Origin of the sequence: Nocardia cyriacigeorgica, assembly GCF_010858045.1 — a bacterium.
GTDB classification, from domain to species: Bacteria; Actinomycetota; Actinomycetes; order Mycobacteriales; family Mycobacteriaceae; genus Nocardia; species Nocardia cyriacigeorgica_E.
In genome coordinates this window covers 1-502 of record NZ_JAAGVC010000109.1, presented here as the reverse complement: position 1 = coordinate 502, position 502 = coordinate 1, and the positions used below count along the sequence as shown (strand labels likewise).

General features: G+C 68.3%; 1 pseudogene. It reads left to right on the top strand.

Annotated elements, in window-relative coordinates:
* Positions 1 to 466 (top strand): annotated as a pseudogene (locus tag GV790_RS28930) (hypothetical protein); the annotation flags it as partial.
* Positions 467 to 502 lie beyond the last annotated feature (36 nt).

The window sequence follows — 502 nt, the reverse complement described above, 5'->3', positions numbered from 1 at the left end:
CCTCACACCGTTCGCGCACTGGGCCTTGGCCGGGAATCCGGTATTCGCCGACGCCGCTGTGCTCGCCACTGTGGTCCGGGCTCTGGACCGGCGCCACGACCCGGACAGCTGGCGGGGCCTGTTCGCGCTGTCCACCCGGCTGAATGAACCCTCGCGACGCTACATTGCCGGGTTGTTGGCAGGGCTGTCCGAGGAGACGGTCGCGTCGCTACCGGCCAGCGCCACCGACGCACACTGCTGGCCCGCACTACTGAAATTGATCGCCGAATCCTCCACCGAGCAGCAGGACCGGATCGGCGCGATCTGGGCACAACTGCCGCCCGAGCGTCGCGGCGGATTGCACCGCCACATTCACGAGCATCGGTACGACACCCGCCTGGCGCGGATCACCGAGGTGCTCGACCCGGTCTCGCTCGAGGAGGTCTTCTACCACCGTCGACGTAAGGTCCGCCACCGCGGCTGGTGAACCCCGACAAGCGCGATCTGGCGGGGCGTCTTCACC